This window comes from Sphingobacteriales bacterium (assembly GCA_016699615.1).
Lineage (GTDB): Bacteria > Bacteroidota > Bacteroidia > Chitinophagales > JADIYW01 > JADJSS01.
This window is the reverse complement of sequence record CP064984.1, coordinates 2,265,048-2,290,408: the sequence shown is the minus strand read 5'-3', so window position 1 is coordinate 2,290,408 and position 25,361 is coordinate 2,265,048. Positions and strand designations below refer to the sequence as shown.

Annotated in this window: 28 protein-coding genes, 2 tRNA genes and 1 pseudogene; 17 read left to right on the top strand and 14 right to left on the bottom strand. The window is 29.2% G+C overall.

What is annotated here, in order from left to right:
* Nucleotides 1-9: 9 nt before the first annotated feature.
* A complete protein-coding gene (locus IPK18_10940; GenBank protein QQR97377.1) occupies nucleotides 10-882 on the bottom strand; it encodes a hypothetical protein in 873 nt (290 codons plus the stop codon).
* A gap of 44 nt (nucleotides 883-926) precedes the next feature.
* On the opposite strand from IPK18_10940, the gene tsaD reads away from it, so the two are divergent.
* The 5 genes from tsaD (at nucleotide 927) to IPK18_10915 (ending at nucleotide 5,639) form a co-directional block, all read left to right on the top strand.
* Nucleotides 927-1,931 carry a tRNA (adenosine(37)-N6)-threonylcarbamoyltransferase complex transferase subunit TsaD gene (gene tsaD, locus IPK18_10935; protein ID QQR97376.1) on the top strand — a complete coding sequence of 335 codons (1,005 nt, stop codon included), beginning with the start codon at nucleotides 927-929 and terminating at the stop codon, nucleotides 1,929-1,931.
* Nucleotides 1,932-1,934: 3 nt separating this feature from the next.
* Nucleotides 1,935-2,360: a thioesterase family protein gene (locus IPK18_10930; GenBank protein ID QQR97375.1), complete on the top strand. Its 426-nt coding sequence runs from the start codon at nucleotides 1,935-1,937 to the stop codon at nucleotides 2,358-2,360.
* Nucleotides 2,361-2,406: 46 nt separating this feature from the next.
* The gene (locus IPK18_10925; protein QQR97374.1) at nucleotides 2,407-3,465 is read left to right on the top strand and encodes an META domain-containing protein; all 1,059 of its coding nucleotides are present in this window, start codon (nucleotides 2,407-2,409) and stop codon (nucleotides 3,463-3,465) included.
* Between the two features lie 192 nt (nucleotides 3,466-3,657).
* The gene (locus IPK18_10920) at nucleotides 3,658-4,710 is read left to right on the top strand and encodes a hypothetical protein (GenBank protein ID QQR97373.1); all 1,053 of its coding nucleotides are present in this window, start codon (nucleotides 3,658-3,660) and stop codon (nucleotides 4,708-4,710) included.
* Nucleotides 4,711-4,901: 191 nt separating this feature from the next.
* Entirely contained in the window at nucleotides 4,902-5,639 is a 738-nt protein-coding gene (locus IPK18_10915; GenBank protein QQR97372.1) for a class I SAM-dependent methyltransferase, read from the top strand.
* A 243-nt stretch (nucleotides 5,640-5,882) separates the two neighbouring features.
* On the opposite strand, the gene IPK18_10910 is transcribed toward IPK18_10915, so the two are convergent.
* The 5 genes from IPK18_10910 to IPK18_10890 form a co-directional block, all read right to left on the bottom strand.
* Complete coding sequence (locus tag IPK18_10910; protein ID QQR97371.1) at nucleotides 5,883-6,467, bottom strand: hypothetical protein; 585 nt, start codon at nucleotides 6,465-6,467, stop codon at nucleotides 5,883-5,885.
* 176 nt (nucleotides 6,468-6,643) lie between these two features.
* On the bottom strand, nucleotides 6,644-8,167 hold the full coding sequence (locus IPK18_10905; GenBank protein ID QQR97370.1) for a hypothetical protein: 1,524 nt from the start codon (nucleotides 8,165-8,167) through the stop codon (nucleotides 6,644-6,646).
* 15 nt (nucleotides 8,168-8,182) lie between these two features.
* Nucleotides 8,183-8,641 (bottom strand): hypothetical protein, encoded by a 459-nt coding sequence (locus tag IPK18_10900; protein ID QQR97369.1) that lies wholly within the window; start codon nucleotides 8,639-8,641, stop codon nucleotides 8,183-8,185.
* Nucleotides 8,642-8,654: 13 nt separating this feature from the next.
* On the bottom strand, nucleotides 8,655-10,001 hold the full coding sequence (nuoF, locus tag IPK18_10895) for an NADH-quinone oxidoreductase subunit NuoF (protein QQR97368.1): 1,347 nt from the start codon (nucleotides 9,999-10,001) through the stop codon (nucleotides 8,655-8,657).
* 9 nt (nucleotides 10,002-10,010) lie between these two features.
* The gene (locus IPK18_10890) at nucleotides 10,011-10,535 is read right to left on the bottom strand and encodes an NAD(P)H-dependent oxidoreductase subunit E (protein ID QQR97367.1); all 525 of its coding nucleotides are present in this window, start codon (nucleotides 10,533-10,535) and stop codon (nucleotides 10,011-10,013) included.
* Nucleotides 10,536-10,614: 79 nt separating this feature from the next.
* Here IPK18_10890 and IPK18_10885 point away from each other — a divergent pair, with 79 nt between their 5' ends.
* The gene (locus IPK18_10885) at nucleotides 10,615-11,598 is read left to right on the top strand and encodes a sulfotransferase (protein ID QQR97366.1); all 984 of its coding nucleotides are present in this window, start codon (nucleotides 10,615-10,617) and stop codon (nucleotides 11,596-11,598) included.
* On the opposite strand, the gene IPK18_10880 is transcribed toward IPK18_10885, so the two are convergent.
* Nucleotides 11,595-12,953, bottom strand: a complete 1,359-nt coding sequence (locus IPK18_10880) for a peptidoglycan synthetase (GenBank protein ID QQR97365.1) — start codon at nucleotides 12,951-12,953, stop codon at nucleotides 11,595-11,597. The genes IPK18_10885 and IPK18_10880 overlap by 4 nt on opposite strands.
* Nucleotides 12,954-13,211: 258 nt before the next feature.
* Between IPK18_10880 and ytxJ the strand changes: the two genes are divergently transcribed.
* The 4 genes from ytxJ (at nucleotide 13,212) to IPK18_10860 (ending at nucleotide 15,736) form a co-directional block, all read left to right on the top strand.
* Entirely contained in the window at nucleotides 13,212-13,526 is a 315-nt protein-coding gene (gene ytxJ / locus IPK18_10875; GenBank protein ID QQR97364.1) for a bacillithiol system redox-active protein YtxJ, read from the top strand.
* Between the two features lie 79 nt (nucleotides 13,527-13,605).
* Nucleotides 13,606-14,418 carry a hypothetical protein gene (locus tag IPK18_10870; protein ID QQR97363.1) on the top strand — a complete coding sequence of 271 codons (813 nt, stop codon included), beginning with the start codon at nucleotides 13,606-13,608 and terminating at the stop codon, nucleotides 14,416-14,418.
* A 3-nt stretch (nucleotides 14,419-14,421) separates the two neighbouring features.
* The gene (gene lipA / locus IPK18_10865) at nucleotides 14,422-15,282 is read left to right on the top strand and encodes a lipoyl synthase (protein QQR97362.1); all 861 of its coding nucleotides are present in this window, start codon (nucleotides 14,422-14,424) and stop codon (nucleotides 15,280-15,282) included.
* Nucleotides 15,283-15,328: 46 nt separating this feature from the next.
* Nucleotides 15,329-15,736: a 6-carboxytetrahydropterin synthase gene (locus IPK18_10860; protein QQR97361.1), complete on the top strand. Its 408-nt coding sequence runs from the start codon at nucleotides 15,329-15,331 to the stop codon at nucleotides 15,734-15,736.
* On the opposite strand, the gene IPK18_10855 is transcribed toward IPK18_10860, so the two are convergent.
* From IPK18_10855 to bamD, 5 genes and pseudogenes are all read right to left on the bottom strand, one after another.
* Nucleotides 15,733-16,326: a DUF4835 family protein gene (locus IPK18_10855; protein ID QQR97360.1), complete on the bottom strand. Its 594-nt coding sequence runs from the start codon at nucleotides 16,324-16,326 to the stop codon at nucleotides 15,733-15,735. The genes IPK18_10860 and IPK18_10855 overlap by 4 nt on opposite strands.
* Nucleotides 16,295-16,639 carry a DUF4835 family protein gene (locus tag IPK18_10850; protein ID QQR97359.1) on the bottom strand — a complete coding sequence of 115 codons (345 nt, stop codon included), beginning with the start codon at nucleotides 16,637-16,639 and terminating at the stop codon, nucleotides 16,295-16,297. The genes IPK18_10855 and IPK18_10850 overlap by 32 nt, the downstream gene beginning before the upstream one ends.
* Nucleotides 16,636-17,836, bottom strand: a pseudogene (gene coaBC, locus IPK18_10845) (bifunctional phosphopantothenoylcysteine decarboxylase/phosphopantothenate--cysteine ligase CoaBC). Before coaBC ends, IPK18_10850 begins: the two are co-directional and overlap by 4 nt.
* Before the next feature lie 7 nt (nucleotides 17,837-17,843).
* Entirely contained in the window at nucleotides 17,844-18,164 is a 321-nt protein-coding gene (locus IPK18_10840) for a DNA-directed RNA polymerase subunit omega (protein QQR97358.1), read from the bottom strand.
* A complete protein-coding gene (gene bamD / locus IPK18_10835; protein ID QQR97357.1) occupies nucleotides 18,151-18,951 on the bottom strand; it encodes an outer membrane protein assembly factor BamD in 801 nt (266 codons plus the stop codon). Before bamD ends, IPK18_10840 begins: the two co-directional genes overlap by 14 nt.
* Nucleotides 18,952-19,177: 226 nt before the next feature.
* Between bamD and IPK18_10830 the strand changes: the two genes are divergently transcribed.
* Entirely contained in the window at nucleotides 19,178-20,050 is an 873-nt protein-coding gene (locus IPK18_10830; GenBank protein ID QQR97356.1) for an SDR family oxidoreductase, read from the top strand.
* On the opposite strand, the gene hemE is transcribed toward IPK18_10830, so the two are convergent.
* Nucleotides 20,047-21,069, bottom strand: a complete 1,023-nt coding sequence (hemE, locus tag IPK18_10825; GenBank protein QQR97355.1) for a uroporphyrinogen decarboxylase — start codon at nucleotides 21,067-21,069, stop codon at nucleotides 20,047-20,049. The two genes, IPK18_10830 and hemE, sit on opposite strands and share 4 nt — an antisense overlap.
* A 59-nt stretch (nucleotides 21,070-21,128) precedes the next feature.
* Here hemE and IPK18_10820 point away from each other — a divergent pair, with 59 nt between their 5' ends.
* From IPK18_10820 to IPK18_10800, 5 genes are all read left to right on the top strand, one after another.
* Nucleotides 21,129-21,860: an ATP-binding cassette domain-containing protein gene (locus tag IPK18_10820; protein QQR97354.1), complete on the top strand. Its 732-nt coding sequence runs from the start codon at nucleotides 21,129-21,131 to the stop codon at nucleotides 21,858-21,860.
* 69 nt (nucleotides 21,861-21,929) lie between these two features.
* Nucleotides 21,930-22,005, top strand: a tRNA-Gly gene (locus IPK18_10815).
* A 60-nt stretch (nucleotides 22,006-22,065) separates the two neighbouring features.
* Nucleotides 22,066-22,148, top strand: a tRNA-Leu gene (locus IPK18_10810).
* Nucleotides 22,149-22,290: 142 nt separating this feature from the next.
* The gene (locus tag IPK18_10805; GenBank protein QQR97353.1) at nucleotides 22,291-22,743 is read left to right on the top strand and encodes a VOC family protein; all 453 of its coding nucleotides are present in this window, start codon (nucleotides 22,291-22,293) and stop codon (nucleotides 22,741-22,743) included.
* Nucleotides 22,744-23,124: 381 nt separating this feature from the next.
* Nucleotides 23,125-23,583, top strand: a complete 459-nt coding sequence (locus tag IPK18_10800) for an SRPBCC domain-containing protein (protein ID QQR97352.1) — start codon at nucleotides 23,125-23,127, stop codon at nucleotides 23,581-23,583.
* Nucleotides 23,584-23,660: 77 nt separating this feature from the next.
* Here IPK18_10800 and IPK18_10795 read toward each other — a convergent pair whose 3' ends face one another.
* Nucleotides 23,661-24,155 carry a GNAT family N-acetyltransferase gene (locus tag IPK18_10795; GenBank protein QQR97351.1) on the bottom strand — a complete coding sequence of 165 codons (495 nt, stop codon included), beginning with the start codon at nucleotides 24,153-24,155 and terminating at the stop codon, nucleotides 23,661-23,663.
* 183 nt (nucleotides 24,156-24,338) lie between these two features.
* Between IPK18_10795 and IPK18_10790 the strand changes: the two genes are divergently transcribed.
* Nucleotides 24,339-25,358: a hypothetical protein gene (locus IPK18_10790; protein QQR97350.1), complete on the top strand. Its 1,020-nt coding sequence runs from the start codon at nucleotides 24,339-24,341 to the stop codon at nucleotides 25,356-25,358.
* Nucleotides 25,359-25,361 lie beyond the last annotated feature (3 nt).

Below are 25,361 nucleotides of genomic sequence, written 5' to 3'. Positions count from 1 at the left end.
AGTTGTATCTCAATAATAATCTTTTATATTTAAGTCAATTTGTTTTACACGCATATTGCTGATTTGCAAATCGCCAACTTTTATTTTCTTTTTATTAAGCATATCCATAGAATAGCTTCCATCAGCAATTTTTATATCATCAACTTTTAGGAAAATACCCATATTTTGTGGTGCAAATGGTTTGCTTACTTTTTTAGGTTCTTTTTTTTCTTTACCATATAAAGTTAGCTTAAAATCTGGCGTATCTAAATCTACTTTATTGGCATAGATAATCATTTTATTCAAATCTAGCTTATCTACATCTATATCTATTTTTTTTGCGCTTACTTCATAACCTGTTCCACCAAATTGATCATCTAACTTTAGATGAATATTTGTAAGTAATAATTTATCTATATCAAACTCTAGGCTTTGATTTGATTTAGGTTTTTCTTCTTTCTTTTTATCAGATTTTAATGCATCAAGTATATTTGAGAAATTATACAATGAATCATTTGCTGTTCTATAGCCATAAAAAACCACACCATCAAGAAATAAATCACCTACATAAATCTTTTTTTGTCGGATAGATTTAACTTGTTCAAATAATGTTTTTCCCAACAATAATTCTGCTTGAATTTTATTTACATATAGCAATGTATCTTTATGTTTATCTTCAAGGTAAATTTTATTTAGTTCAATATCTTTTATCCATTTAATATCTACACTTTCTATACTTACTTTTGAGCCAAACTCTTCGCTAAGCATTACTGAAGCTTTTTTTACTGCCCAAGTCTGGAATTTAGGTTGTTGAATTAATATACTTAATACAAAAAAAGAAATTAGCAACAATAATATAATGATGCCTAGACCAATTGATATGTATTTTAGTGCTTTTTTCAACTTATTTTTGTTGGTGCAAAATTAAGCTATTTATCTCAAAAAATATGCCTTATATTATACTTGCCATAGAATCTTCTTGTGATGATACATCTTGTGCCATATGTATAGATGGAAAAATTATGTCAAACGAAGTTGCTACACAAGATATTCATAAAGAATATGGCGGTGTAGTTCCTGAATTGGCAAGTCGCTCGCATCTACAAAATATTGTTCCTGTGGTAGATGTTGCTATAAAAAAAGCTGGCATTCAAAAGAAAGACATTAATGCAGTAGCATTTACACAAGGTCCTGGTTTGCTTGGCTCATTATTAGTTGGCGGTATGTTTGCAAAAGCATTTGCACAAAGCATGAATATTCCAATAATAACTGTTCATCACATGCATGCACATATTTTGGCTCATTTCATTGAAGAACCAAAGCCAAAATTTCCATTTATTTGTCTTACTGTGTCTGGTGGACATACACAATTAGTTATTGTAAAAGACTATTTAGATATGGAAATTATTGGGCAAACCATTGATGATGCTGTTGGAGAAGCATTTGACAAAACAGCAAAAATGCTTGGATTGCCTTATCCTGGTGGTCCATTAATTGACAAATACGCTCAAAAAGGAAATCCACATAAATTTATATTTTCTGAACCTCAGATTCCAAATTATGATTTTAGTTTCAGTGGTATAAAAACTCAAATCTTATATTTTCTACAAAAAAATACCAAAGACAATGAAAACTTTGTTCAAGAAAATATTGAAGATATCTGCGCATCTATACAACATATTTTAATACAAATACTAATAAATAAACTTAAGAAAGCAAGTAAAGCATATCAGATTGACAATATAGCAATTGCTGGTGGTGTTGCAGCCAATTCTGAGCTCAGAAAACAATTGCAAATACTTGCAGACAAAAATAAATGGAATGTTTTTATTCCAGACTTCCAATATTGTACAGATAATGCCGCAATGATTGCTATTGCAGCATACTACAAGCACAAGGCAAACAAATATGCTTCATTGGACATTCCTATTCAAGCACGATTAAATTTTTAAAAAATGACTAGAATTGACATCGAAATACCTAAGAAAATATTATATACTTCAAAATTTACAATAGAACAAGAAGACATAAACCATGCAAAACACATGGGCAATGAACGAATTTTAATAAAAGCTAATCAAATAAGAACAAATTTTTATGCCCATTTGCAACTTGCTGATGTAGATTGGGAAAAAGGTGAAGGAACGATATTAGCAAATCACGCAATAAAGTATGTATCTGAAGGATTTTTGGGTGATACAGTTGAATGCCAAGTTGGCGTGCAAGCATTAACAGAATGTAGCTTTGATTTAGTTTTTCATTTTATAAAAAACAATACAAAAACATTAGCTATTGTACGTTCTGGTTGCGTTTATTTTAATTATCATGAAAAAAGAATAAAAGAATTGCCAAATAGTTTTATAGAAGCATTTCAATTATGATTGGTATATTTTTTGTACATTTAAAATAAACAAACTTAATATCCGTATGAATAATAATTTTATTACTAGAATACATTGTAATTCTATAAAATTTAGCGCATATATTGTTGCTATCATTAGTGCATTAGTTGTTCTTTCTTGTGCATCAACAAAATCTAACAATAAAATACTTTGGGTAAGTGGCTACAAAACAGAAGCAAGTGGTGTTGGTAAAATGCAAGTATTAAATATTCATAAAGGAGAAAATTTAGACAATCAAAAATGGGAAAATTTTTATTCGCCTATTGAAGGTTTTAATTTTGAAGAAGGATACTTGAAGAAAATAGAAGTAAAAGAAGAGAAAGTAGAAAACGTTCCAGCTGATGCATCTTCAATTAAATATGTGCTTGTAAAAGAATTAGAAAAAACAATAGACAATAGAAGTTTATTAAATGGAGATTGGATTTTGGCAAAACTAAACGACGCGCCAATTAATAAAAGCATAGTACTTCCAACATTAAAAATAAATTTAGAACAAAAGAAAGTAAGTGGACACAGTGGTTGTAACAATTTTAGTGGAAGTTTAGAAAATCTAAATACCAATAAACTAATATTTGGAAATATCATTAGTACTAAAATGGCATGCATTTCAAATAACATTGAGCAAGAATTGTATAATGCATTAAGCAAAACAGATTCTTTTCAAGTTATCAATAACAATCTTATATTTTTTAGTGCTGATGGCAAAAAACTACTGATGTTTATTAAAAATTCTGAAAAAGAAGTCAATAAAAATTTACATGATATTTGGAATGCTGTTAGCATAAATGGAAATCCAATCAATAGAATGTCGCCAATACCAAGACTAGAAATAAACCTAACAGAAATGAAAGTTTATGGCAATGATGGTTGCAATAATTATTCAGGTATTATTAAAACAGCAACAGATTCAAAACTAATTTTTGGCGCACTTGCTTCAACAAAAAAAATGTGTGCCAATATGGATATTGCAGATAATTTTAACCAAGCAATGGCAAAAGTTGCATCTTATAAAATTGATGGGCTAAAACTAATATTACTTGACAACAACAACAAAGAAGTTTTGTCATTTTTGAAAGGTGATTAATTTTAGTATAGATAAAATAATAACAAGATATTCTCTTCAAAGACTAGAATAGTTAAATAGTCTTATATACACATTACTACAATTGATAATTTGATTATTATTATGTAACTTTAAGTAACTAATCATTTTAGAATACTGAAAAATCTATTTACACTCATTATTTGCTTTTTAATAAAAGCAGCTTTAGCCAATATGGCATCGCCTATTACATTTGGCACAAATACAGGTTCTGCGATATCAAGCAAGGACATAAATATTATTAGTGAAAAAATTTATATAAAAATTGATAAAGATTTTAAGGTTGCTAGCTATATCATAGACTATTCTATTTATGCTGAGAAAGCTGGCACACAAATCCCATTATTATTTCACGCATCAGACTATGAAGGAAATTTTAATATTTCAATTGACAATAACACTATAGAATTAATACAGATTCCAAATATATATCAACATGCAAGCAATTCACCTTTTGATAAGTTTTCAGATTTATTTAAACCAGCTGAATACGATAGTAGTTTGGATGTAATAGAAATAAAATGGAATGAAGAATCAACATATAAATATAGGCTCAATGATTTAAAATATTTTGAAACCGAACTTACAAAAGGCGAGCACCACATACATATTGAATACAATGCAAGTGCATGGATAGATGAATCAGATTGGGTAAAAGAATATAGTTTTAGATACTCACTTTCACCTGCAAAATTTTGGAAATCATTTAATAAATTAGAAATTACAATTGATGCTACAGCACCATCAATGCCAATATCTACAAATTTAGGCACGCCAGATACTGGTAAGTTGGATAGTATTGCTATTTGGAATTTCTCTACACTTCCAGCAGATTATATAAAAATTGAGTATATCCCTAAACTATCAAAATTATCGCAAACGCTTATATCAATTGATCCATTTGGACTAATGCTTTTATTTGGAATTTCATTAGCTATAATACATATTCTTATTATTATAAAATATAGAAAAAGAAATATTCATAAGAGATTTTCTCCAGCTGTGATTATTGGAAGTATTATTATTCCATTTATTGTGCTATTAAGTTTAATGTTTTTTTATGAATTAATAGATAATATTATTGGAAAAGAAGCTAGCCGATATCATGGATATACTTTTTTGTCTGTTTTATTTTATCCACTTGCAATGCCTATTTATTGGATATTTATGTGGCTTATCGATAGAATTTCAAAAACAATTTATAAGAAGAAACAAAATAGGTTATAAAATACTTATATCATTTAATATATTTTGTGCACATAGCGAAAATTTCACATCAATAACTAATATTTATTTTTCGTATTTCTAAAGTATTTTTTTTCACACATATATAACATATAAACTGTTATGATTGATATGATAAACACTTACCAAATGCATGAGAAAAATAATTACATTTTTGCTTAGCTTTAATTTATATGAAAGACAATTTTTCTGCACATGCCAATGCGTACGCAAAGTATAGACCAACATATCCTGATGCACTATTTGATTTTATCAATTCTATTTGCAAAAACAAAAATAATGCTTGGGATTGTGGCACTGGAAATGGACAGATTGCGATTGAAATATCTAAACAATTTGAGCATGTGTATGCAACAGACATTAGCGTTGAACAAATTAAAAATGCACAACAAGCAAATAATATCACCTATTCTATACAAGCATCAGAATCAACAAATTTCAATCATAACTTTTTTGATTTAATTATAGTTGCACAAGCTGTACATTGGTTTGATTTTGATAAATTTTATGCTGAAGTTAGACGTACATCAAAAGACAATGCCATTATATGTTTGGTTGGATATAATAGAGTAAAAGTCTCAACTGAGATAGACGCCATCATTTCAGAGTTCTATCATCATATTATTGGAAAATATTGGGACGAAGAACGCAAATATATTGACGAAAATTATACAAATATTCCTTTTCCATTTAAAGAAATTGAAGTGCCTGAGTTAAAAAATATTTTAGATTGGAATTTTGAACATTTTATTGGCTATTTGAATACATGGTCTTCTGTAAAACATTTTATTCGAGCAAACAAATTTAATCCTGTTGATATGCTAAAAGAAGAATTGAATCAGTACTGGAAGGAAAATGAAATAAAACAAGTTCAGTTTCCAATATTTATGCGCGTTGGATATGTTGTTTAGATAAGGATTAAGAACATATTCTATTATACTACTAAAAAATCATGAAGTCCTACAAAAAATGTAGGACTTCATGAAAAAACAACTATTTTGTTTGTATACAAAACAGTATATTGTTTTATGGTTTTAGTGTTAATGGATTAATATAATTAATACTTGGAGTCCAATCATTATTACTTAGTCTAAAAGTATTAGAGGTTTCAGAAACACCATCACCATCAAAAAAAACTCTCGCATATCCTACATCTAAAAAGCATTAGTTGTATTTTTAATTACTTTAGTAGACAGTAGAGCATTATATATATTTTTTATAGCAGCATTATTCGTAGTTTTTTCACCAGAGTACACAAATAAAAACTGTTGAATGTCTGTAGTATCACCAATTGTATTTGTTCTAGTGATATTTGTTATAGAAAAAACGGTAAAGTAATTATTATTCCCAGAAATATATGATAATGTATTGTCAGAAATATCATAATTATTATTATAATTGTATTTTTGTTGGTAATAAATTGTTCTATTTGTACTGTTTTGATTTTTGAATTTTATTTTTCCAGACAAAAAATCAGTTCCAATTGGATTGTCATTTGGTATATTGGTGTTTTTTAAAGTATATGGTGATATTATATAAATACCATTTACTATTGGAGGATTATTGCCTTCGTAAATTGGCATACCTAAATCTTTTAATACTTGAATTAAAGAATCTGGAATTTCATTCTTAACTTGTTCTGGAATTCCACTTACAGTGGTAGTGTCATCCTTTTTACATTGGGTTGTAAATAACAAAACTAATGTTACTACAACAAAATAAATACTAACTTTTTTCATGATGTCTAATTTTAAATTGTGAATAAATTATAACATCAAACTTATAATAAAAACGTGCTGATAAAAAAGACAAAAAAACAATTAAAATATAGCTTTAGAAAAAGAAATTCATATCACAACAACTTCATTATCAAAAATTTAATAACATATGTTTTATACATTTAGATTAAAAAATACTATTCATTTTTATTAAAATATTGATATATAGTTTTGTTGTTTAGCTTGGCAGTCATCCACCAATCAATTTGAAAATATTTTAAAAAGTTTTTTTGCAATGGATTTTCTAGCATTATTAATATTTCTGATTGATAGTGTGCAATAACATTTGCTTTGTCTTTTGTATTTGTAACTAAAACATATTGATCTAACATATCTAGAATTTTATTTTCTAGTTTATGCAATTTATCGTCTCTATATAGTTTTTTCTTTATGTTGTAAAACTCATTTTCATTGTTTACAGAAACATTTAATTCTATTAGAATGATTTGTCTAATGATGTAAGCATAGCTTTCTAAATCTTTGGAGTGTTTTAAATATTTATCATTCAATAATAAATTAATGTAAGTAAGTGCATTATTAAAATCATCTAAATAAAAATATGTTAGTGCTATGTCATTGCAAATGGTAAGCAACGTATCTCTTCTGTCTTTAAAATAGTTATTATATACAAAAATAAACTCTGGTATAATATTTTTAATTTTATCAAAATGGAATGAATCTATATTTATATTTCTATCAACATACATTAGCTCAAATCGTTTTACACGCACAAAAGTTTCGTCGTTAATTTGAGTAAGTGCATGTTGTATGTTTGTTTTTACTTCATCAAATTTTTTAAAATTATTTGTGTTTTGCATTCTACGAATAAAGTTTGCCATTACTTTCACGTAATCTTTCAAATTACATTCTGTATAAGCTTTGTTTTTCTTTAATAATTCGTATTGGATTTCTGTATCTTTATATGCTTTTTCAACATCTGAAGACATTAGCCACACTTGATTTCTAATAAAATAGAATAGCAATTTTGAACGAATAGTCGTTGCAGATTGTTCAACTGACAACCACGCTTTTTCTTTCACAAATTTTTTAATTTCTTTATTTTCTTCTTTTCGTATATACAATATTTCTTTGTTTCTTTTTAAATCGAAAGATAAATTTTTCAGATGCTCATAAACTCTAATATTTTCTAGTTTTTCTAAAACTTGTTTGTATTCTTCATTCAGATTTTCTCTATTCTGTTCATCATCTTTATTGTATGTAAGAATGCTGTTTTGCAATTGAAAATATTGTGCATAAAATTCTAATGCTTCATATTTAAAAATATTTTCTCTAAGTTTAGAAAGTTTTTTATTGGCAGCATTACTTATTTGTCTATCAATTAGAAATCTGATTTGATTTATTTCCACATCAAATGTAGCAGCAATTGTTCCAATATTTTGACTAGCTGTAAACGTACTTACAATTAAATCAAACAAATATTGTTTTACTTGAGGAAGTCGTTTTAGAATTGATGGATTTTTAAGTTTCTTCCTTAAATCAGCTTCGTTATATTCATCTTGTTTAGATAATATATCAAAGACTAGGAAATAATCGTTGTCTTTTTCATTTTTTCTTTTATAGGCAAATTTTTTAAAATACGCTTTTTCTGTAGAAGATAAACTTTGTATTAATACATGTAATTCATTTTTTGCTTTTTCCATGTCGTTAGATTAATGCTAAAAAATATTAAAATAAATAAACTTTCCCTCACATTCTACATTCCATTTTTCTGCTTCATCATCCACATTCCAATACCAATAATTTAATTCTTTCTTAAATCCGTGTCCAACGGTTGTCATATTCAGTATAATAATGATTGATGAATAAACAACTAATACACCAACAAGACTTATGTAATAGAATTTTAATTGAGTTTTATTATATAATTTATTTATCACTTTTCTTATATAATAATCAACAATAACTAAAACTATGCTCCAAATAAAAACATTAAATATTAATCCTAAAATACTGAAATAATATTCCATTGAGCTTCCTAATGATTCTTGCTTAAAGACAAATGGACTACCAAAATATGTTGGAAAAATCTCCTGACCATCACAATTATATTCAATACCAAATATTAAAGACAATATTAGCCCAAGAGCAATACATACTATAACTATATATTTCATAATAAATATTATTCTAAACTGGAACTGAAAGATTATTCAATCTGTAGTAATGTTTTACATCTTGAATAGAATTTCCATTGCGTACATATTCTTCAAACTCGTGTCGGAAATGACGAATTGCACTTGCTACTGGCCAAGCTGCTGCTTCGCCAAGTGGACAAATTGTTTTACCATCAATCTTACTTTGTATATCCCAAAGTAAATCTATATCATTCATTGTGGCTTCGCCATTTATAAATTTCTTAAGAATTTTTTCCATCCATCCTGTTCCTTCTCTACATGGCGAACATTGTCCGCAACTTTCGTGATGATAGAATCTTGCAAAAGTGAATAGATTTTTTACAATCGATGTGTCTTCGTCCATGGCTATAAAACCACCAGAACCCAACATGGTGCCAGTTAAAAATCCACCATCATTCAAAGATTCATAAGACATCAATCTTGGTTCGCCTTTTGCTGTTTTTAATATTAATTCTGTTGGTAGCACTGGAACTGAAGAACCACCAGCAATTACTGCTTTTAATTTTTTTCCGTTTCTTATTCCTCCACAATATTCATCTGAGTATATAAATTCCTCCACAGGAAGCCCAAGTTCTATTTCATAAACACCTGGTTTATTCAAATGCCCTGATGCCGAAATTAATTTTGTTCCTGTTGATTTTCCTACGCCAATTTGTGCGTATTTTTCTCCACTCATTTTTATGATTGGCACAACTGCTGCTAATGTTTCTACATTGTTTACTACTGTAGGGCTGCCATACAAACCTGCAACTGCAGGGAATGGTGGCTTAATTCTTGGATTGCCTCTTTTGCCTTCTAATGATTCTAACAATGCTGTTTCTTCGCCACAAATATATGCACCACCACCTGGCTGAACATATAAATCTAAATCATATTGTAAGCCTAAGATATTTTTTCCAAGCAAGCCAGCTGCGTATGCTTCTTTTATTGCTTTTTCTAATATTTTAATAATGTAAAAATACTCACCACGCACATAGATGTATGCTGTATTTGCACCTAATGCATAGCTTGACAGTATCATTCCTTCAATTAGTAAATGTGGAATACGCTCCATCAAATATCTATCTTTGAATGTACCTGGCTCTGATTCGTCTGCATTGCAAACTAAATACCTTGGAACGCCTTCTGGTTTAGCCAAAAAACTCCATTTCATTCCTGTTGGAAAGCCTGCTCCACCTCTACCTCTCAAACCTGATTTTTGTACTTCTAACAACACATCATTGGGTGAAAGACATTTTAATGTATTTTCTAGTGTAGCATATCCACCATTTTTTTTATATACATCTAATGTGTTGATGCCTTCAATATGGTCGTGTTCTAAAAGTAATTTAATGCTCATAATACTTGATTAACAATATCTACTTCGCTTGTTTTCTTTTCTTAATTCTTCTAAAATGGTATCAATTTTTTCAAATGTAAGATTTTCATAGTATTTGTCTCCTATTTGAAACATTGGTGCTGTGCCACAAGAACCTAAGCATTCAACCAATTTTATTTGAAACATGCTATCTGTCGTAATTTGTCCTACTTCCACATGTAATTTATTTTTGAGATAGACTACAATATCTTCTGCGCCACACATCCAGCATGAACTTGTTTGGCATATTTCTATAAGGTATTTTGCAACTGGTTCTAAATTAAACATTGTATAAAATGATGCCACTTCATACACTTCTATTGGAAGAATATTTAGTATAGATGCTACGTAATCCATAGTTTCTACACTTAGCCATCCATCAAACTCTGCCTGCGCAATATGCAATATTGGCAATAACGCAGATTTCTCTCTACCTTCTGGATATCGTTTGATAATTTCTTGTACTTTTTGTAGTACTTCTGGTGAAAAACTGATTGCTGTGGTTAAATTTGACATAATTAGAAAGCTATGCAAATATAATTAAATGCATAGATATTAAGTATTATCTTTACTAAAAGTTTAGCATTAATTATACATGAAAGGTTATGTTTTTATTTTTGGGGCTGGAAGAACAGGCACTACATTAGCTACTAGAATTATTGAAAAAAGTCCTAAGGTATATATTTACAAACAAGAATCGCATGCCTATTTGGTATTTTGGAAGTTTGGAAATAAACTACAAATCCCAACAAATGTAAAAAACTACGAAGATTTTGCTGATTATGTATTACAGAAATTTCCTGAAATAAATTTTGGTTGGAAGCAAGAAAATGAATATATAAAATTAGAAGATTTGGTTGCAGAAATCAGAAAACAAGCGTTTTTTCCAAAAAATACAGCAGATTTCTTAAACTTTTTAATCAGGCAAGAACAATCTCCAGAAATTGAATATTTTGGCGAAAAAACACCTGCACATATTTATTACTACAATGAAATCTTAAATCATTTTAATCCAGCGAAAATAATAATTACAATAAGAGATCCAAGAGCAACTGCTTATTCAGAATTAATAAAAAAGAATATTAAAGCTTTGGGCTTGGCACCTTTTAATTTGTTAACTTTTATTGCAAGATATAACACAGCATATTACTTGGTAGATAAAATAAAAAAGAAAATTGGTAGCGATAATGTTTTAGTTGTAAAATACGAGGACATGGTTGTACAACCTGAAATTACAATACAAAACATGTGTAATTTTTTAGGAATAGAATTCCAAGCTGATATGTTGCAAATGGGCGTTTTTAATAGTTCTTTTGGTGATAAATTTCAAAAAGACAAAAATTTTAATACAGAAAATATTGATAGATGGAAAGATGAGATGGACAAGAGTATGATTTCTACAATTGAAATAAATTGTAATGAAATTATGCAACAATATAATTATGAGAAAAGTAATTTAGGTGATGGTAGTGATTTGAATTTCACATCTAAACTAAAACTTTTTGTTGCTAAATATTTTGTACGCACTGCTCCTTCTTTGTTCCATTACATCAACAAAAACAAGAAATATAGAATTTAATCCATCAATTGTTGAATATCCAATCCGCCTAAATTTCCAGAACTCATTAGCAACAACACACTATTATTTTCCAACTCGTTTTTTATTAATTCAAGAATATCATTTTTGTCTTCTACAACAATAATTGTTTCATCATTAAATTGTTTTTTGAGCCACTGTGCATCAAATTTTTCTTTGTTTTTTATTTTCAATGCTTCTTCGTCTATATAAAGAAACTTAACATCTGCTTTAGCTAATGAATTTGCATATTGTTCAATAAAGTTTTCTTGTAGACTACTATATGTATGCAATTCTAAAAATGCAATAATTTTTCTATTCTGATATTTTTCTCTAACTGCATTTACAGTAGCTATTACTTTTGATGGTGCATGTGCAAAATCTCTATATATTGAAATTCTTCTTTCTTTATCATCAAAAACATTTTCTAATCTTTTTGCTGCACCACTAAATGTTTCAAAACTTTTTAGAATACTTTCTTCAGAAAACCCAACAATTTTTCCAACTTCAAAGGCAGCATTTAGATTAGATAAATTATGTGTGCCAAAAACATTTATTTTGTAGCTTTTATCGTTGTATTTAATGTACACATTTTCATCAATTACTTCAGATGCTAAGGAACAATATGGTATAAGTTGAACATGCGTTGTATCTATAGATTTTATAAGATTTACCAACTCATCATCATTATTATTGTATATTAAATAGCCATCTTTTTTTATACTTTGAATGAATTTCCTAAATGTTTCTAAATAGCTATCATAAGCTGGAAACACATTTATATGATCCCAAGCAATGCCAGAAATAATTGCAATATTTGGATAATAATGCAAAAACTTACTACGCAAATCTAATGGCGACGTTAGATATTCATCTGCTTCAATAATTGCATATTCATTGTTTGATGCTGAATTTACCATATATTGAAAACCATCTAGTTTTGCACCTACCAAATAGTCAAACTTAGCATCATGATTTTTAAATAGATGCATAAGCATTGATGTTATTGATGTTTTTCCATGACTACCAGCCACTGCAATTCTAACTTTAGCTTTACATTGTTCATAAAAAAACTCAGGAAATGAATAAATTTTAAGATTTAAATCTTGAGCTTTTAGTAATTCTGGATTATCTGGTTTTGCATGCATACCTAAAATAATTGCATCTATATCTGGAGTAATTACTGTATCATTCCAACCAAGATTTTCAGGCAAAATTCCCGCTTTTTCCAAATTAGATTTTGCTGGTTCAAATATTGCATCATCTGAGCCAGATATTTCGTGACCTTCTTGTTTTAGATGTAATGCTAATTGGTGCATCACAGCACCACCTATTGCGATAAAATGATATTTAGACATTTTTAGAACTATGTTAAGTAATTTGTAAAAATAATACAATAAATATTTCTTAATCATTTAAACACAATATATTTTATAGTTTTGACGTTAAATAATAAAAAACATCAATATGAACAATAGAAAGTTAATTTTCTCAGCAGTTGTAGCATTAGTACTATTAGCATCAGCATGTCAAAGCAAAAAATCAGGATGCCCAGGTTCATTCCACCAAAAGCATCTAAAACATTGAAACTAAACACAACGTATAATTACATATAGATGAATTGGGAAATCTTAACTGACAAGCAACAATTTGATAGCTTGATGCAGAACGAAACTTTGTTTGCTGTTTTCAAACACTCAACAAGATGTTCTATAAGCTCAATGGCAAAAAATAGAATAGAAAAAGAATGGAATCATCAATTTCCAATATATTACTTAGATTTATTACAACATAGAGACGTATCTAACCATATAGCTGATGTTACAAATATTGAGCATCAAAGTCCGCAATTAATTGTAATCAAAAATGGAAAGCCTATCTATGATGCAAGTCATAATTTTATTTATGTAAATGATATAACAACAGAATAAAATATAAATTCTGTCATTTCTATAAATTATTTATTATTTTTAAACTTTATTCTGTAAAATTGTTATTATATACAAGCGAATGAAGTATTTCTATCTATTCTTATCATTTTTCATCTTCTTTTTTGCAAAAGCACAAGACAGTGAAGTTGATGCTCAAAAATCAAAAAAATTTGACAAAGCAAAACGTTCTTGGGCTGTAGGTGGAAAACTAAGAAGTGATGGCTTTGGATTCAATTTTGACTATACACATGGCAAAAGGATTAGAGCTTCTATGTTGTACCAACTAGAATTTGGATACTATGCACATTTATCTCAAGTAAAACAACAATCTCCTTACAATAATGAAGATGCACAGTTTAAAAGGTTTGTTTATGGCAAACAAAACAATCTATTTGCAGCACACTTTAATGTAGGACAAAAAATATTATTAGCAGAACGTGCAAAGAAAAATGGTGTAAGAATATATGCTCATTATGCAGTTGGTTTTTCATTGGCTATGTTAAAACCATATATGCTAAAAGTAGTAGATACATTATCACTAGAAGAAGTTGGGCATGGAGAATACACATTTTCAAATATAATTGATGTGGCATATGAAAATGGAAAAAACGAAGCTTATTTCACCAACTATCTTCCATTTTCTGGTGGTTATTTACAACCAATTGTTGGTGGCTCTGGATTTGGAAAAGGTTGGAATCTTAAATTTCAACCAGGCATTCATCTAAAAACTGGATTTTCTTTTGATTGGTCAAAAGATGAAGGCGTAGTAAAAGGTTTAGACTTAGGATTTGCATGTGATATATATTTTAAGCAAACACAAGTTATGCTTGTAAATAATAAGAAAATATATCCTAGTGTATATGTTGGATTTCAAATAGGAAAAAGAAAATAACATTTGGACAGCACAGTAGAACATAAAAGAGTACCCAAACCAAGTTGGTTGAAAGTAAAAATACCAATTGGAGAAAACTATAAAAAAGTAAGAAACTTAGTTGATACTTACAAATTGCATACAATTTGCGAAAGTGGTAATTGTCCGAATATGGGCGAATGTTGGGGCGAAGGCACTGCAACATTTATGATATTAGGCAATGTATGTACACGTTCATGTGCATTTTGTGCTGTAGCAACTGGTCGTCCTTTTTTTGTAGATGAAGAAGAACCTTTGCGTGTAGCAAAAGCCATTCAGTTAATGCAAGTAAAGCATGCTGTAGTTACATCAGTAAATAGAGATGAGTTGCCTGATAAAGGTGCCAAAATATGGCACGAAACAGTAAAACAAATAAAATTAATTTCTCCAAATACAACAATTGAAACATTAATTCCTGATGTAAAAGCAGATTGGAATGCTTTGGAAGTAATGATTAGTGCTGGGCAAGAAGTTGTATCGCACAACATGGAAACCGTAAAAGAATTATATAGAAAAATAAGATCACAAGCAAAATACGAACGTAGCTTAGAACAAATACAAAGAACTAAAGATTTTGGTAAGCGTACAAAAAGTGGCGTAATGCTTGGCTTAGGCGAAACGCCTGAACAAGTATATCAAATAATGGATGATTTAGTAAATCATGGCTGTGATGTATTGACGCTTGGACAATATTTACAACCGACAAAAATGCATGCAAAAGTAGAAGCATACATAACACCTGAAATGTTTGAGCATTACAAACAAGTTGGCTTACAAAAAGGATTTAATTATGTGGAAAGCGGTGCAATGGTGCGCTCATCCTACCATGCCGAAAGACATATCTAAAAATTATCTTCTATTAATATTATTAAAATAAGAATTAATACCTAACATGAAAACTGCTGTAATAAGAAGAGCTACATTTAATGCTGCACATAAACTTTGGAATAAACAATGGACTGATGAAAAAAACGAATCCGTATTTGGGTTATGTGCCAATCAGAATTTTCATGGTCACAACTATGTTTTAGAAGTAAAAGTAATTGGAGAAATTGAAGAAGATACTGGCTATGTAATTGACCTAAAAATTTTGAATGATATGATACAAGAAAATATCATTGAGAAATTTGACCATAAAAACTTGAATCTAGATGTAGTCGAATTTTACGATTTGAATCCAACTGCTGAAAATATTGCCGTAGTTACTTACAATCTATTGCGTAGTTGTCTAGATTATAAATTAGATTTAAAAATCAAATTATACGAAACACAAAATAATTTTGTAGAATATCCTGCTTAGTTTTTTAGTAACTTTTTATATGTTTCTGCTTGCGTTGGATCTAATACAGATAATATTGGAACAACCATATTTTTCTCTGTAGTTTCAGCTTTTGAATATATATTATTCAATTCTTCTCTTTTTGTTTCAAAGAATAATCGCAATGACATCAACAGTGGATTATCTTTATTTAATTTTTGAAATGTAGTAAGTGTGTTTGTAATTACACTTCTTGCACTTGCAATATCATCGTACATTCTATCCAATCCATTAAAATGAAACATTAAAAATGCTTTTCTAAAATCCTTATATCTTGGATTTAGCCAACCATCAATCAATGCATATCTATTTCTTGTACCATCTAGCTTGCTCCAACCTTTGTATCTACTTCGCTCATTAACAGGAACATTATTACTTATATTTAATGCTTTTTGAAAAAAGGTTTCGCCACCATCTTCAGCAAATGACTCAGCATCGTATGCTAAAAATAAATTTGCATAGAATGCCAATAATGATGTTAGCTGAGTGCTATAGTTATTGTCATTATAATCTAAAATTTGCAAATCTTCATAAACAAAATCAAAATCTTGATCTTGGTATGTAAGCATCATAGATTGGTACATTGCTATTGTACACTGGTCTTTGAGATTGCACAATGGCAGTTGCTCTATAAACACCTTCTGATGGAATTTCAGTAATATTGATTGTAATATTGCATCTTATACGTTCAAATTCTTTGTAAGTAGAATTGCTCCATTTTCTGCCATTCATAAATTCTCTGATGGCATTCTCCATATTTTTAAAAATAGTTGGAGAAATATTTTGATTCTTTGGTGCAATAACGGATACATTACAATTGAGTTCTTGAGAGAAACCAAGTATTGAATTCAGTAATATAAAACATATAATAATCTTCTTTATCATATTAATTTTTCTATCTCATTTAGAATATCAATTGCAGTTTCAGTTTTAGTTTTTAAATCAAATTTTTTACTTTCTAATTCTTTATTAATTATCGTAATCTTATTTGTATCGTGCTTAAAACCTGCGCCTTTATCTTTGGTAGAATTTAGAACAATTAAATCAAAGTTTTTCTTCTTTATCTTTTGTTTTGCGTGCTCTAGTTCATTTTCTGTTTCTAATGCAAATCCAATTGAAAGCTGATTCTCTTGTTTTATTTTTCCAAATTCATATGCAATATCTACATTTTTTTTCAATGTAAGTGTTAAAATATCTTCTGATTTCTTAATTTTTTCATCTGCTACTTGCATTGGTGTATAGTCTGCAACTGCTGCTGCAAAAAACACAGATATCTTGTTGAGCAAAATATTGTAGACATGCATTATACATTTCACTTGCAGAAAGCACAATAATTATTTTTACTTGCTTGGAAATTGATAATGTGTTATGACCAATAATTAGCGTAACATCTGCACCACATCTTGCTGCTTGCTCTGCAATTGCCACACCCATTTTACCACTCGAATGATTTCCAATAAATCTTACTGGATCTAATGGTTCGTAAGTTGGTCCTGCTGTTATTAATATTTTTTTATTTGCTAACTTAGATGTTTTAATAGTAAAATATTCTATTATGGATTGAATAATTTCTTCAGGTTCTGCCATTCTTCCTTTTCCTATCAATCCACTTGCCAACTCACCATCATTTACTTCAATAATTTGGTTTCCAAATAATTTTAAGGTTTGAATATTTTTTTGATTTGATGGGTGGTGCCACATATCTTCGTCCATTGCTGGAGCTACCATTACTTTGCATCTAGCTGAGAAATAGACACCTAACAATAAATTATCACAAATACCATTTGCCATTTTTGCAATTGTATTCATTGATGCTGGTGCAACTATTATTATATCTGCCCAAAGTGCTAAATCTACATGATTTACCCAATCGGTATTGTTTGCATTGGTGTACTGTGTGTAGCACTCGTGCTTTGAAAGTGTGGCTAAAGTGAGTGGTGATATAAATTGTGTGGCTGCATTTGTAGTTATACATTTTACTGTTGCTCCTTGCTTTACAAGCAAACGTACAATATATGCAGACTTATATGCAGCAATACTACCACATACGGCAACTATTATTTTTTTGCCGTTTAAATTCATTGACGGATTATTTTATATCTTCAATATGAGTTTCATCATTCAAAAACTCAGCTAATGCCATAGTAGAAGTTTTTGGAAGCTTTTCATAATATCTTGATATTTCAATCTGCTCTCTATTTTCAAATACTTCTTCTAAATTATCAGATACTGAAGCAAATTCTTCTAATTTTCTATGTAATTCTTCTTTCAATTTTGAATTTAACTGCTCAGAACGTTTAGAAATTGCATTGATAGATTTATATAAATTACCTGTTTTTTCAGTAATTATATCTAAGTCTCTAGTCTCAATATACGCAGACTGTGATTTTACTTCTTCAATTTTTTTCATATCCTTTTACTTCTTTATTTATTTTCTCAATATATTGTTTTGCTAAATTATACTCTTTTTGTAATTCTTGCAAATATTTACTATTTGAATATTTTGCAGCAAATGCCTCATAGGCTTTTATTTCCTCTGTGTATCTTTCAATTTTTTTATGTTTATAACTTTCTTCTGCATATCTGTTCAATGATTTTACAATAAGATAGTCAATTTTTTCTACATCTTCATATTCTGGATATTCGTACAAAAAGTTTTTGAACGCAACAACTGCTGCGTTGTAATGTTGAATTTTATAATACAAATAAGCTGCTTCGTACGCTTTTTTTCTGAGTTTTCCTCTTAGTTCATCCATTCTATCATTTGCTTCTTGTACATACTGACTTTTGGGATATTTATCTATAAACTGTTGGAAAATAGCAATTGCTTTTTGTGTATTTACTTGCTCTAAATTATATCTAGGCGATTGCTTAAAATAACTCATTGCTTCTAAAAAAGCTGTTTCTTCTGCATATGAACTATTGTAGTAGGTTGTATAAAAACTTTTTAGGTAAAAAGCCGCTAATTCATAACTTCCATTCAGATATTGTGATTTAGCGTATTTATAATAAATTTCTTCTACACTTTTTTGTCCTTTCAATACAGTTAGCAATGTTTCATAAATTGGAATTGCCTTATCATATTTCTTTTTTTCAAAATACTCGTTGGCTTTTTGTGTTTGTGCTTCTACACTATTGCTTTGTAGTGCCTCTTTGTATTTTTTATTACAAGAAGCTAAAACAAGTAGCGCAATCAATATTATATAATATCTCCTAAAAATCATAAAAACGCAAAGATACGTGATAAAAATGATAAAAACACATTAAAATTCAATATCAGTTTGGTATAATATGAATTCTTAGTTAAATTATCTAAAATAATTATTGAAATAAATTGATAAAACAACCAAAACTAGTCATCATTGGAGAAATAAATACAAAAGACTAAAAACATAAACCTAATTTTTTATATTTTTACGCACTATGAAAACTTTTATTGTAGGCGCTTCTGGTTTGGTTGGTGGCAATTGTATGCAATATTTCAACCAAAAAGGTTGGCAAAATATTGGAACATATTTCTCTTATGCAACTGAACAAACAGTGTATTTTGATACTTTGAATATAGAAAACACAGAAAACTTTGATGTTTCTAATTTTCAACCAGACGTTATTATACATTGTGGTGCACTTACACATGTAGATTATTGTGAGCAAAACGAACAAGAAAGCTATGAAAAAACCGTACAGTCTACCAAAAGCTTAGTAGAAATTGCAAAAAAACTAAATTCTAAGTTTGTATTCATTTCTACTGATTATATTTTTGATGGAGAAGATGGTCCGTATTTAGAAACAGCACAAGCAAATCCAATTTCTATCTATGGAAAACATAAATTAGAAGCAGAACAATATGTACTCAATCAAATTCCTGATGCTATAATCTTACGTATTACAAATGTTTATGGCGATGAAATAAGAGGGAAAAACTTTGTTTCTAGAATTATAGAACAAGCAATAAACAAACAAAAGCTTACATTAAAACTACCAATAGACCAATTTGCTACACCAATCAACGCATATGACATTGCAAGATGTTTGTATTTACTATTAAAAGATGAGCACAAAGGAATATTTAATATTGCCTCTACTGATTATATGAACAGAGTTCAATTAGCTTTAAAAATTCTACAATATTTTCCAGATGCTACATATGATTTGATACCAATGCTTACAACAGACCTACAACAACCAGCAGCAAGACCATTACAAGGTGGCTTAAAAAACTTGAAATTTGCTCAACTTTATCCCGATTTTGTTTTTTCTACTATTGATGATTACGTATCTAAGAAAAGTAATTAATTCCATTGATAGGATTGAACACATTGGATAAAGAACTTAGCTTTTTCAGCATCAACATCTGGATACACACCATGACCTAAATTGCAAATATATTGTTGTTTACCAAATGCCTTTAGCATTTTATCCACTTCTTGTAAAATAGTTTTTTCATCAGCATACAAAACACATGGATCTAAGTTGCCTTGCAAAGTTTTACTTGCTGCACTTTTTCTTGCTGTAGCAATATCAATAGTCCAATCCAATCCAATTACATTACAATCAGATTGTCCAAAATCTTCTATAATATAATGTGCATCTTTAGCAAATAATATGGTAGGCACCTCAGTAATTGCAGTTGCAATTTTTTTCATATAAGGCAATGCGAATGTTTGGTATTGTTCTTTTCCTAGAACACCAGCCCAACTATCAAATACCTGAACAATATCAGCACCACATGCAATTTGTTGTTTTAAATAGGCAATTGTAGCATTTGTAATTTTATTTAATAATTCATGTGCTAAAACTGGTTGTGTGTACAAAAACTTTTTAGCATTAGAAAAAGTTTTACTTCCTTTTCCTTCTATCATATAACAAAATATAGTAAAAGGTGCGCCAGCAAATCCAATTAAAGGAACTCTATTATCCAATTCTTTTTTAGTTAATGTAATAGAATCAAACACATACTGCAAATTATCAAGCACATTATCAGTTAAGTTATTGATATCATTGGCTGATTGTATTGTTTTTGGAAAAAATGGTCCTTTACTTTCTATCATCTCATAATCCAAACCCATGGCTTCTGGAATTACCAAAATATCAGAAAAAATAATTGCAGCATCAACTTTCAATATATCAACTGGCTGAATGGTTACTTCACAAATCAATTCAGGATTTTTAACCAATGCTTTAAAGCCATCAACGCTACTGCGTACTTCACGATATTCTTTCAGAATTCTTCCAGCTTGGCGCATCAACCAAATAGGCACACGCTCTACATCTTTGCCATTTGCTGCTCTTAATAACAAATCATTTTTCAACATATGGGCAAAAATACTGAATTAGTTGATTAAAAAATAATTTTACTTTTAAAGTAAAAAATATGAGCGAAATTCCATTAGCCGAACCTAGCGTTTCTACCATTTTCCAAAGAATTGTAAATATTAAAAATGCTGATATCTATATTGGCAAAAATATTGTTTTAGAAAACATCAACTTTGAAGTTAGAAAAGGAGATTTTGTATATCTAATAGGCAGAACAGGACAAGGCAAAAGTAGCTTACTGCGTACATTGTATGGCGATTTGAAAATAAAAAAAGGTGAAGGCGAAGTTTGTGGCTATGACATTAAGAGCATAAAAACAAAAGACTTACCATTTTTAAGAAGAAAGATTGGTATTGTGTTTCAAGATTTTCAACTATTACAAGACAAGACAATATTTGACAATCTAAGATTTGTTTTAGAAGCAGTTGGAGAAAGAAATATAAAAACAATACAACAAAAGATTGATATTGCACTAGACAAAGTAAATCTACCTTATAAATTAAATAAATACCCACATCAACTTTCTGGTGGAGAGCAACAAAGAGTTGCAATTGCCAGAGCATTAATCAATAATCCAGATATTATTTTGGCTGATGAACCAACTGGCAACCTAGATCCAGAAACTGCCCATGAAACATTAAGTTTATTTTACAATATATTTAAAGAAACAAATACACCTGTTGTTATGGCAACGCATAATTATGGATTAATTGAACAATTTCCAGGCGTTATTTATATGTGTGCCTATAACCAAATCACAAAAGATGAAAGTTATGTACAAAATAAATAATTTTTTTCTTTTTTATTTTGGTAAATAAAAAAAAGAATTTATCTTTGCATTCCGTTCTGTAAAATATATGCGAAAGTAGCTCAGTTGGTAGAGCATCACCTTGCCAAGGTGAGGGTCGCGGGTTCGAGTCTCGTCTTTCGCTCCAAATTTTTAGAAGTATTTTTCCAAAGAATTTTCTAAAAATATAAGTTCATTCTTTAATGTTGCCCAGGTGGTGGAATGGTAGACACGCAGGACTTAAAATCCTGTGGCTTCACGGCTGTGCGGGTTCGAGTCCCGCCCTGGGTACTTTAAGAATTCGGCACTTCGCTATATTCTAAAGCAACAAAGCAATCCTTACAAACTATTTTTATTTCTTCTTCATATACATTGTATATTAGTCTTATTCTTTTAGAAAAATCAATTAAAGTCAAAAAAAATATTATTGAATATGCGTAACAACAAAATCACACCTTTTATTTGGCTGACTACAGAAAAAGGACTACTAACAGAGGTTATAGAATATTACAAAACTATATTCGATAAAGATTTTAAAGCAGGCGATATTACTTCTCTTGGACAAACACCAAGTGGCAATACTGAAATGTGTGAGATTATTGTTTTTGGTCAAAATTATTCACTAATGAGTACAGAGAAAGAGCACCATCCACTAAATGATGCAATCTCATTTATTATCAGTTGTGATGGTCAAAATGAAATAGACCATTATTGGAACTATTTTACAGAAGATGGAAAAGAATCTCAATGCGGTTGGTGCATAGACAAATATGGTGTTAGATGGCAAATTATACCGAAAAATTTAAAAGAATTAATGGCTAAGCCAAATGCATACGACATAATGATGACGCAGCAAAAAATCATTATTGAAGCATATTTAGGATAAACCACATCAATTAGATAGTTTAAGACAATTCCACTTGCACAAATAATTCTTTTGTTGCAGCCCAAAACATTTTTGGACTGTTCATAAAACATTTTTGAGTAGTATTTTACATATTTTGAGTACTCATTAAAACTTTTGGTATAGCCCAAAACATTTTTAGGCTGTACATAACACATTTTTGAGTAGTATTTTACATATTTTGAGTACTCATTTAAACTTTTAGTATAGCCCAAAACATTTTTGGGCTTGCTCATAAATCATTTTTGAGTAGTAATTGGCATATCCTAAAACACATACTAAAGAAGATACCAATGATAATAATAATTGAAATAAAAGTATAAATTTATGGTGCTAATTGAATAGTCAACAAAAATCTGAATAATGCAATCTAATACAAATCATGAAGTTTTTAGCTCAAGAGTTTTAAATTTTCCAGTAGAAAAAGTCTACGAAGCATTTGCAAATCCAATACATTTAAAAAACTGGTGGGGACCAAAAGGGTTTTCAAATACCTTTCACGAGTTTGAATTAAAACCAGAAGGCAAATGGATACTTACAATGCATGGTCCTGAAAATGGTAATTATGAAAACTCATCAATATTCAAAATCGTTGAGCCACTAAAATTAATTTCTTGGAAACGAAATTCACAACCAATATTTGACATGGAAGTAAGGTTTAAAAAACTTGATGACAAACAAACTGAAATATCATTTAGAATGATTTTTGATAGCCAAGAAGCATGTGAAAAAATTAAAAATTTTGTACTGCCCAAAAATGAAGAGAATTTTGATAGATTAGAACACGAAATGCTAAATGTTTTACAATTAAATAAGGCGTAACAGAATGAAATCCTTCTGGTTTGTACGTTTTATATATGCTGTCCATGCTTGAAAAAAATTATGCTTCTATATATTAATTATACAATTGTCAAGTCTTTGAACATAATATATGTATCTACAAATCCTAATTCTTTATGTTTAAATCCTTTTGGTGTTGTTCCAATTATCTCAAAGCCATATTTCTGCCACAACTTTACTGCACTTATATTTGTACTTACCACAATATTAAACTGAATACCTAAATATCCCTTGCTTCTTGCATATTGAATTGAGTGCTCACATAATAATTTTCCTGTACCATGACCATGATACATTGGATTTACCATGTAACTACAATTAGCAATATGACTTCCTAAATCAATTTGATTTGGTTTTATAATATATGTACCTAAGATCTTATCATCATCTACAGCTACAAATGTATCCATATAGTCAGCAAACCAATGCTTGTACAAACTTTCCTTAGATGTGTTTGGGTCAAACACATACGTATCTCCAGTTGAAATTACGTTTCTAAAAATATTCCAAATTTCTTCAAAGTCTGTCTGAATATTTGCCTTTCTAATTTTCATATTATAATAAATAAAATATCTTATCTACTATTCAAAAATACAAATCAAAATTTTATTTTTCAAATAATAATCCATTCAAAAAAAGTACATAAGCAATATTTAGTAAAAATTAATTTCATTCATTTTATAGATTAATTCTATTTTAGTAGAAAATTAAGTAAACAAAAAAATTAGATACATTCTATGATAATCAATAAATTTATACCATTACGAGGATTAATTTCATTTGCTGGTTTTCATATCTTTTGGCCAACAGTGTATGCCATTCTCATAGTATTTTTATATAGTAAATTAGGTTGGCATTGGATAGCAATTCCTTGGGTTTCTGTTGCATCAATAGGAACAGCAGTTGCATTTTATCTTGGCTTCAAAAATAGTCAATCTTATGATAGAATGTGGGAAGCAAGAAAAATTTGGGGCGCAATAGTGAATAGTAGTAGAAGTTGGGGCGCAATGATAAATTCATTTATTAACAACACTAGCTACACAGACTATGAAATTATGGATATTAAGAAAAAACTGATTTATAGACATATTGCATGGCTGTATACCTTGCGTGAACAATTATTGATACCTACACAATGGGAACATATAAGTCTTAGTTGGCAATTTGGTTCTATAAATGTAAAAAGAAGAGAAAATCATGGCATTGGAAGATTTACAGATTATCTAAGTAAAGAACAAGAAAGTAATTATTTTTTTGACAAATTTGAATGGGAACACAGTTCAAATAATGCCACACAGATTATTAGTATACAATCAAAAGAAATTATGGGTTTGAAGCTAGATGGTACACTCGAAATATTTCATCATATTGAATTGCAAAATATTTTAAATGATTTTTATACGCATCAAGGACAAGCTGAACGTATAAAGAAGTTTCCATTTCCTCGTCAGTTTGCAAATTCTAGTTTTTTGCTAAACACAATTTTTATTATTTTAATGCCATTAGGATTAGTAGCAGAATTTGCAAAACTAGGCTCGTCAGAAGTTTGGATAATGATTCCGTTTACTGCATTAATCAGTTGGATATATATTGTAATGGAATTAGTTGGAGACTATTCTGAAAATCCATTTGAAGGTTTAATATTTGATGTACCAATGCTATCCATTTGTAGAAATATTGAAATTGATTTATTAGAAATGATCGGTGAAGACAAGTTACCTAAACCTATACAACCTATCAATAATGTTTTAATGTAAAAC